Raw genomic sequence first — 8814 nt, 5'->3', positions numbered from 1 at the left:
CGCTCCAGGCTCGGCTCGGTGGGGATTTCGTTGGATTCGTTCACGCTCGTAGCCTCCTCAGTCAGTGCCCGAATGTTACATAAGAAACGCATCGGTCACTGTCGGATACGAGGTTGACACTTAGGGTAGCGGGTTGCTGGAATCCGTGTATGGCCGCGGAACTGAGACATCCCAAATTTGCGAGGGTCCAAGTAGTAGCCCCAGTTTGTATTCATGAACAGGTTGTACAACCTTCGTTGATTCGGAGGGACCAATTCTATTTCTATTCCTGCTTGACGGTATGCGATGACTTGCGCACAAACAGACAGCATAGAGTTCTGGAAAGCGGAAGTGCATTCGGACATGTCAAGAGTTAAGTCGGGAAAACCAGCGTCCTCGATGCACTGATGTACTTGGGCGAGCAGCAAGTGAAAGTCTCTTAAATCGCCTTGAATATGAATTCGGTTACCGACGCGCTCTATGTGGCTCATGACTTACTCTTGTGGATGCCTAACGCAGAAGTAAGACGCTGGATGAAGCGACCGGTAACCCAGTCGCCTTAAGTGGCGCTTTATGAATCGACCCCAGTAACATAGAGACGGACGATATTCTTCTCACCAAATGGGCTGTCGGCCTCTTCTACAAGGCAGAACAATGCAACCTCTGGTTTCAACATGGAATATATGTACTCGACATTGTCTTGGTTGCCAAAAATGCTGAAGTTATAGCTTCCTTCTGGAATTCCTTGATCTGGTTGCGAAACTCGTAATTTCCCAGCATTCTTGTACTTGTTGAAATCATAGACCTCGCACCTAAGCTCTGTGGTTTCTTTCTGTATTTTGGTAGGAATATCGAATGCCTTATTATCGTGGCTTCCGATGAATATATCGGGATGCCTTTGGCTCCGTCTGCCAGCGGAAATTTCGTGAAGCTTGTTCTGTCCAATCATATGAGAAAGTTCTTGGTAGGCCGGTAGGGCGAGTTTGCCAATTTCAAATACCGGGCCATGATAGTGATAGTGTTGATCGCCGATATTTACTGTGACATCGCCATCGTTTCTGAAATTGTATCGCGGTTGTTTCTGGTCTTGAATTGCGCCACATACGATTTTAAGAAAATAAAACGTATCTTTAGTCAGGTCCCATATGTTCTGAGGGCCGTAAGATGACGCTAGCGGGAGTCCGATCTGCACGCCCTGCAACGCAATGTCGAATATAGCGATAAACGAGCCACGCTGGAATTCAGTCGCGTTGAGGTAAAAGCGTTCTCGCTCGCGCGAAGTAATTTTGCTGGAGTCAGTTGTTACCAGGTATGCCTTATCGACGAGGCTCTGAAAATGCCCTAGCGCGGAAAGTACTAATGGGATTGGTACACCCTGACGTAATGCTGGCCCGTCAAGTTTGAAGTTTAATTCACTCATTTCTTATTAACCGGCTAGTCGTTCACAACTAGAAGAGGACCAAGGTGTCATATTGGAAGGCACGGCTACGGGTGCGGAACCCCCAGTTGTGGCGAAAGCTAAACGGCCATTCAATCGTACAGCCTGGAGGGTGTAGGCAACACGGAGCGGAGCGGTTCGTAGACACCCGTTCACGCCACCGCCTTTTTCAACGCTGCGGACACCTGCTTCAAAAACGCCGACTCCCGATGTCCCGTCATGATTAACTCGTCCATGGCTCGCGTCATCGCCACGTACAGCACCCGCGCTTCTTTCGCTGGATTCTCACCCTCGTAAGGCATGTACCCAAGCCCCGGAATCGCCACGACCGGAAACTCCAGCCCCTTGCTGGAGTGCATGGTGAGGATCTTTACCGTGTCGGCGCTGGGATCGAAGCGGCGGCGGTGGCGGCTTGAGCCCAGCCAGTCGTGGGGCATGCCAGCCTGTTTGAATGCGTCGGCGATGATTCCGCCGCTGCGTGCGCGGCGGTGGAGGACAGCCATGTCCCGCCACGGGCGGCCGCGCTCGTGCAGCTCCCGCAAGTGCCTGGCGATGTGGTCGAGCTCCGCGTTAATGTCCGGCAGCTTCACGATCACGGGCGGTGGGCCGGAGCGACCAGCGCTTTCGGGGGCGATCAGCGGGATGCCGTCCTCCTCGGCCTCCTGGGGGGTGAGCTGCTCGCGGGCGAACTCGGTGGCGACGCTCAGGACCTCCTGGGTGTTGCGGTAGTTCACCCGCAGAATGGTGGTGCGGCCCTGGGCCTGGATGCCGACGCTGGAGAACGTGAACTTGCGCTTGGTGCGGCCGTAAATGGACTGGGCGTCGTCATAAAGCACCAATACGGAGTCGGTGTCCGGGTCCACCATCTGCACGACGAGCCGAAGCCAGTGGGGTTCGAAATCGTGGCCCTCGTCGATCATCACCGCGCCGTACTGGGCGGCGGGGATTTGGCCGCGGTCGACGCCTTGAATAACGCGCTGGACCATGTCCTCGTAGTAAACGTCGAGCTCATCGTTCTTTTTCGGCAGCGCCACGTGGTAAGTGTTGAGCTGGGCGTAGCACCAGCTATGGAAGCCGCGCACCTGCACCTGATCGCCGAGCCCCTTCTCCGCCATCATGGCCTGTAGGCGCTGGGCGAGGGTGCGGTTGTAGCAGAGCACGAGGATGGGCTTGCGCAGTGCCTGAGCCAGGTGCAGGCAGCGGTAGACGAGAATCAGCGTCTTGCCGGCGCCGGCGGCGCCGTGGATCACCCGGTGGCCTCCGCCGAGGCTGCGGGCGAGCTGCTCCTGCTGCAGATCCATGATGCGGAGGAGATCCGGAATGGCCTCGGCGGGCGCGGGCACATCGTCCTCGGCGGCGAACAGCGAGGCCTGGCTGATGCGCAGCTCCGGGAACATGTGCCAGCGGATGCGGTCGATCTGCGGCACGCTCAGGCGGTGGCGGAAGTGGACGGTGAACATGTTCCACAGTCGTTGCTGAAAGGTCTCGGCGTCGACCGTCTCCGTTATCTCGTCCTTGCAGATGACCCGTTCCGGCGGCAGCACCTCGCTGAGGTCCGTTTCATTGAAGTGGCGCCGAGTGATGTTGCTGAGCACCACGCCGTGGCCGAAGGGGAAGATGAGCCGGCCGTGGAGGCTGTGGCTGGGTGGGTGGACGAGTTGCGGGTCGGTTTCAAGTTGTTTGACCACCGCATGGGTGTACTGCCGGGCCTGCTCCAGCGGGCTGGGTACCTCTTTCAGGCCGGTGGCGGTGACGATGGTCGCTGACTGGCGGTCGATGCGCCGGATGGTATCGAGCTTCCAGTCCTTCACCTCCAGGATCAGCAGCCCGCGTGAGGGGTGCAGGATGATGAAGTCCGGGTGCTGGGCGCGACCGCCGATGGGGACGTCGTACCAGCACAGGTAGTCGTCTTCGAGATGGCTCTCCAGCCGTCGCGCGAAGCGCTTCTCGCCGGGCGTCATGCGGCGCAGGCAGCTATTGAGCGACGGAATCAGCGCGGCCATGGCGTGGTGCCTGCCCCGCTCCGGGTGCGAACGCGCAGCCGACCGTCGGATACCCCCTTTTCACCCTCATAACGTCTCATTGGTGTTTTGGCCAGCTTGCCGCTGCGCTCGGTGAAGGGCAAGCACGCGGCTGGCGTGTTGTGCCTTGTGTCACGCGCCTTATGCCAAATACCGCACAGGTTGGAGCGACCATCTCTCCGCGCCTGCCCGTTCGACATGCTGATGGCGCGGGCGGTAGCGGCCGCTGCGGCCGCCGAACGACCGCCTCAGCCGGCCGCACCCGTCCCTGGAGGTGCGGCCCCTGCCGACTCGCTGGGGAACTCGCTCGACCTCGCGCAGCACGCCGAGCGCTGGGGTGACCATTGCTACAGGTTCGCCGAGCATCACAACATGGTCGGCATCGCCAGACGAAAGCGGCGGCAACAGATAGGCCGGGACTACGGGCGTGGCAACCTGCTCTCTACTCTGCCTTTGGCTTAATCGGTTAACCGGCGCAATGCGGTTGCCGCGGCGGCACAAGGCGATCGGTCAGCCGCACCGCCACGCCCGCCATGTTGTATCCGACGCCGGAGCCGATCATCACGACCAAATCCCCCGCGCCGATTAACGCCTGCTCCAGGGCATCGTCCAGGGCCATGGGCAGACACGCCGAGCCCGTGTACCCCCATTTGTCCATCACGGTATGCGCCCGCGCGCTCGGCAATCCCAAAGCCGCACATACCTCGCGAATCGTGTGCCGGTTGATCTGCGTGAAGATGGCCTGCGCCACCTCGTCGATTGCGAATCCGCACTGCTCGGCGAGCGCACGTACCAGCGCGATCCAGCCTTCGTGGTTGATCTCGGGCGGGTAGCGTTTGTGCATCCGCACGCGCGTGCGGCCGGCCTGCAGGGCGGCCGCAGAGGCGGGTTCGGCGGTGCCGCCTGCGTAGATGCCCCAGTGTCGGGCATACCGTCCGTCGGCTCGCAGTGCGCTGCCCAGAAAACCGGCTTCGTCGCCGGGCTCCAGAACCGCGGCCCCGGCGCCATCGCCGTAGAGAAAGATCAGCGGGTCATCCGGATCGGCGAGCCGGTGCATGAGATAGGCGCCCGTGACCAGTACCGTGCGCAGCCCCGGGTTGGTCGCCAGCATACCGGAGGCGGCGGCAAGCGCGGTCGGGAAGGAGGCGCAGGCACAGCCGACGTCGAACGTGCCGGCGCGCCAGGCGCCGAGCTTGCCCTGCAGGACGGTGGCGGTGGCGGGCGTGAGGTAATCCGGTGAATCCGTGCCAACGATGATCAGGTCGACGTCCTCGGCCCGCCTGCCAGCGCGTTCCAGGGCCTGGCGGGCGGCCGGCAGAAGCAGATCCGAGGTGGCCCAGTTATCGGGGGCATACCAACGCTGGCGGATGCCGGAGTTCTCCGCCAGCTTAGCAAGGCGCTCGGACTGGCCCAGGGCGGCGAACCGGGCCTGCAGCTCTTCGTTGGTTACCCGGTGCGTCGGGATATAGCGGCCTGTGGCGATCAGGTTGGCGATGCGGGCCATCGGTCGTGCGAAGGTGGTGTACGGTCACCATGATTGCAGAACTGGTCCCGAGGGTCGATACCGAGGTCACTCGCGTTGGCCATGCGGCTCGAACCGTTGGCGCTGGCCTGCCCGGGAGATTTCAGCGCTTGCGTTTTGGAATATAGAGGTCGGTCAGCGTTCCGGCCGCGGCTTCCGCCGCCATGCCAACCGTCTCCGATAATGTCGGGTGTGGATGTATGGTCAGGCCGATGTCATGCCAGTCCGCGCCCATTTCGATGGCCAGGGCCACTTCCGCGACCAGATCACCGGCGTTGGGTCCGACAAGCGCGCCGCCGATGAGGCGTTCGGTTTGGCCGTCGAAGAGCAACTTGGTCAGACCTTCGTCGCGCCCTAACGTCAGCGAGCGGCCGTTGGCGGCCCAGGGAAACGAGCCGACCTGATAATCGAGCTGCCGCGCTTTGGCCTGCTCCTCGGTCACTCCCACCCAGGCCACCTCCGGGTCGGTATAGGCGACCGCCGGGATGACCCGCGCATCGAAAGCGCTTTTTTCGCCAGCACATACCTCCGCGGCCACCTTGCCTTCATGGGTCGCCTTATGGGCGAGCATGGGCTGGCCCACGATGTCGCCGATGGCGAAGATGCCGGGTACGTTGGTGCGCATCTGCTCGTCCACCACGATGCAGCGCTGCTTGTCGAGCTGCACATCGGTTGCCGCGAGGTTCAAGCGATCGCTGTTGGGCAACCGTCCAGTGGCCACCAGGACGCGATCGAACGTGGCCGACTCTGGCGCATTTTTGCCTTGCAGGCGTACGGTGACTTCGCGCTCCGCCGGCTGGATCTCTGCCACCTTGGTATCGACGTGGATTTGGTAGCGCTTGTCGATGATCCGCCGCAACGGTTTGACGATGTCCGGGTCGGCCTCGGCCATCAGCCGTTCGAGCAGTTCGACCACGGTCACCTCGGATCCGAGCGCATGGTAGACGGTGGCCAATTCCAGTCCGATGATGCCGCCGCCGACGACGAGCAAGCGGGGCGGGATGGTCTCGAGCTTCAGCGCATCGGTGGAATCCATGACGAGCGGGTGCGAGAGATCGAAGCCGGGCGGTGCCGCCGGTCGGGAGCCGGCCGCGATAATACAGTGGCGGAAGGCCAGCGTGCGCTTGTCTTGCGTGGAGCCCACCTCGACGTGGTGGTTGTCCAGAAAGCGGGCGCTGCCGTGGATGACGCTCACCTTGCGTTGCTTGGCAAGGCCTTTGAGGCCACCGGTCAATCGGCCGACGACTTTTTGTTTCCACGCACTGAGCTTGCTCGTGTCGAATCGGGGGGTGCCGAACTCGATCCCGTTAGCGCTGAAAAACGCCGCCTCGTCAACGACTTTCGCGGCGTGCAACAGCGCTTTGGAGGGAATACAGCCGACGTTGAGACAGACACCGCCGAGATCCGGATACCGTTCGACCAGTACCGTTTTCAGGCCGAGGTCGGCGGCGCGAAAGGCGGCGGTATAGCCGCCCGGGCCGGCGCCGATGACGAGCACATCGCAATCCGTGGCCGAGTCGGCCTTCGGCGGCGCGGCGGCGCTGCCGCGCTCGGTTGCCTCGCCGGCGGGCGCCTCGTCCGCCGTGTCGCTCGGCCGCGCATCGTCGTCCTCTTGTTTCACGCGAGCCTCGGAGTCGACCGCGATTTCGGCGAGCAGGATCAAATCCCCTTTTGAAACCCGGTCACCGTTTTTGACCTTGATCTCACGGACCACGCCGGCTACCGGCGAAGGAATCTCCATTGATGCCTTATCGCTTTCCAGCGTGATCAGAGAATCCTCGGGCTCGATGCGGTCACCGGGGCTGATCAGCACCTCGATCACCTCGACGTTGTCGAAGTCGCCGATATCCGGGACGCGCACTTCCTTCGGCTCTGCCATGACTCCACTCCCCACTATTGCTCGGATTCGTTGGCGTTGGGCGCTGAGATTGCCGGGATTGCCGCCGCGGGTGCGTACCAGGCGCGCAGCGGCGCGCGCTAAAGCAGCAGGCGGCGCAAGTCTTGGAGGGCCTCGGCCAGGAAACGGCTGAACCGCGCGGCCTGGGCACCGTCGATGACCCGGTGATCGTAGGACAACGACAGCGGCAGCATGAGCCGCGGCACGAATTGGCCATCCTGCCAAAGCGGCTTCGTCACGGCACGCGAGACACCGAGGATTGCAACCTCGGGGCCATTGACGATGGGCGTGAAGGCGCTGCCGCCGATACCGCCGAGGCTGGAGATGCTGAAGCAGCCGCCTTGCATGTCGGAGGGGGAGAGCTTGCCGTCCCGGGCTTTCTGGGACAAAGCCGCGAGCGCCTCGGCCAGCTCGAAGAGGCCCTTCTTATCCGCGTCCCGGATGACCGGAACCATCAGCCCGGCGCGCGTGTCCACGGCGACGCCGATATGGTAGTAGCGCTTGAGAAACAGCGCGTCGCCCTCGGGGGCGAGGGAGCTGTTGAATTGCGGGTAAGCCTTGAGCGCCGCGACGCTGGCCTTGATGAGAAAGGCGAGCAGCGTCAGGCGTGCGCCGCGGTTTTCCGCCTCTTTTTTCATGGACTGGCGAAATTCCTCGAGCTCGGTGATGTCGGTCTCGTCGAACTGCGTGACGTGGGGAATGTTCAGCCAGCATTTGTGCAGATGCGCGCCGGAGAGCTTTTGAATGCGTGAGAGCTCCCGGCGTTCGACTTCGCCGAACTGACTGAAATCGGGGAGCTCCATGCGCGGGATACCGGCGGATGGCTGCGCCGAGCCGGCCACGCCGGCGCCACTGTCCAGGGTGCGTTTGACAAAACCCTGGATGTCCTCCCGCTTGATTCGTCCCTTGGGCCCGCTGCCCCTGACCCGCGAGAGCTCGACACCGAGCTCGCGGGCGAAGCGCCGCACCGACGGGCTCGCGTGCGGGAGTGGCCGGTCATCCGTCGCAACCTGCGGCGTGACCGGATGATCATCGCCCTCCAGATGATGCGGTTCCGCCACTGGCCGCGGTGGTCTCTCAGCGGGAGCTTCCTCCTCGCTCGCGGCGGGCTCTTCGGCGGGCTCCCCGGCAGACTCTTGCGATTCGGATGGTGCCTCGGCCGCGTCTTCGGCGGCCTCCAGGGTCAGTATCGGAATGCCTTCGGAGACTTTATCACCCACGTTGACCAATACGTCTTTGACGATGCCGCCCTCGGGGCTCGGCACTTCCATGGTGGCCTTGTCGCTCTCGAGCGTGATCAGAGAGTCCTCGGGATTGATCCGGTCACCGGGCTTGGCCAGCACCTCGATGACATCGACGTCGTTGAACTCGCCGATGTTCGGCACCTTGATCTCCTTGACACTTGCCACAAGCACTCCTCCACTCGCGCGTTTGGGCACAAAAAGTCGGGACGGGGCGGTAGGCGCCTCGTCCCGTGTAGCGACCGCGATCAGACGGTGGCCGGGTGCGGCTGCTCCGGATCGATCCCGTACTGCTCGATGGCTTTGGCGACCTGTTGCGGCGGGATTTGACCCTCATCGGCCAATGCCTTCAGCGCGGCCATCGCTACGTAGTGGCGGTCCACCTCGAAGAACCGGCGCAGGTTCTCGCGGCTGTCCGAGCGCCCGAAGCCATCGGTGCCGAGCGTGATATAACGCCGCTCCAAGTACGGCCGGATCTGCTCGGCGAAGCTCCGCATATAATCGGTCGAAGCGACCACGGGGCCTTGACGGTCTTCGAGGCATTGGGTGACGAAAGGCTTGCGGGGTGTGCTTGCCAGTGGATGGAGCCTGTTCCAGCGCTCGGCGGCGATGCCGTCGCGGCGCAGCTCGGTGAAGGAGGTGCAGCTCCACAGATCGGCGGCGATGCCCCAGTCCTGTTCGAGCAGCTCCGCCGCGGCGATGACCTCGCGGAAGAT

6 protein-coding genes are annotated in these 8814 nt (G+C 62.4%); all 6 read right to left on the bottom strand.

Annotation, left to right across the window (positions count from 1 at the left end; all coding sequences use genetic code 11):
• Positions 1 to 550: 550 nt before the first annotated feature.
• Positions 551 to 1399, bottom strand: coding sequence for a hypothetical protein (locus AC52Q4_RS10375; RefSeq protein ID WP_495536726.1), 849 nt, complete (start codon positions 1397 to 1399; stop codon positions 551 to 553).
• A gap of 170 nt (positions 1400 to 1569) precedes the next feature.
• The gene (locus AC52Q4_RS10370; protein ID WP_495536727.1) at positions 1570 to 3378 is read right to left on the bottom strand and encodes a DEAD/DEAH box helicase; all 1809 of its coding nucleotides are present in this window, start codon (positions 3376 to 3378) and stop codon (positions 1570 to 1572) included.
• A gap of 526 nt (positions 3379 to 3904) precedes the next feature.
• Positions 3905 to 4942: a 3-oxoacyl-ACP synthase III family protein gene (locus tag AC52Q4_RS10365; RefSeq protein ID WP_495536725.1), complete on the bottom strand. Its 1038-nt coding sequence runs from the start codon at positions 4940 to 4942 to the stop codon at positions 3905 to 3907.
• Positions 4943 to 5063: 121 nt separating this feature from the next.
• Positions 5064 to 6839, bottom strand: a complete 1776-nt coding sequence (gene lpdA, locus AC52Q4_RS10360) for a dihydrolipoyl dehydrogenase (protein ID WP_495536724.1) — start codon at positions 6837 to 6839, stop codon at positions 5064 to 5066.
• A 98-nt stretch (positions 6840 to 6937) separates the two neighbouring features.
• Entirely contained in the window at positions 6938 to 8296 is a 1359-nt protein-coding gene (gene aceF / locus AC52Q4_RS10355) for a dihydrolipoyllysine-residue acetyltransferase (protein WP_495536723.1), read from the bottom strand.
• Positions 8297 to 8346: 50 nt separating this feature from the next.
• On the bottom strand, positions 8347 to 8814 hold a 468-nt coding region (locus tag AC52Q4_RS10350; RefSeq protein ID WP_495536722.1), incomplete at its 5' end, for a transketolase-like TK C-terminal-containing protein.

Source organism: Nitrococcus sp., from assembly GCF_059432795.1.
The sequence above is the reverse complement of the archived record's forward strand: the minus strand, read 5'-3'. Positions and strand labels throughout refer to the sequence as shown.